The sequence below is a fragment of the Citrobacter sp. Igbk 14 genome, assembly GCF_028069825.1.
GTDB lineage: Bacteria > Pseudomonadota > Gammaproteobacteria > Enterobacterales > Enterobacteriaceae > Citrobacter.
This window is the reverse complement of record NZ_JANEWM010000211.1, coordinates 1-253: the sequence shown is the minus strand read 5'-3', so window position 1 is coordinate 253 and position 253 is coordinate 1. Positions and strand designations below refer to the sequence as shown.

The 253-nt window shown below is 44.7% G+C and carries 1 protein-coding gene; it reads right to left on the bottom strand.

The features are described 5' to 3' along the window. Positions 1-253 (bottom strand): integrase core domain-containing protein (locus NNN64_RS23200; RefSeq protein WP_271442922.1); only part of this gene is annotated, 253 nt, incomplete at both ends.

Sequence of the window (253 nt, the reverse complement as noted above, 5' to 3'; positions counted from 1 at the left end):
AAATGATTGTGTTGCCGATATTCCTCAGGCGTCATATTGTTCAGTGATTCATGCGGGCGTTCACAGTTATATTCTGACACCCATCTTTCCGTGATTTCCCGCACTTCATTCAGCGTTCTGAACAGGTAAAAATCGAGTATTTCTGTACGGTATGTTCGGTTAAAGCGCTCAATAAAAGCGTTCTGCGTCGGCTTACCCGGCTGAATAAATTCCAGTTTTACTGCATGTTGCTCTGCCCATTCAGCCAGTGCAA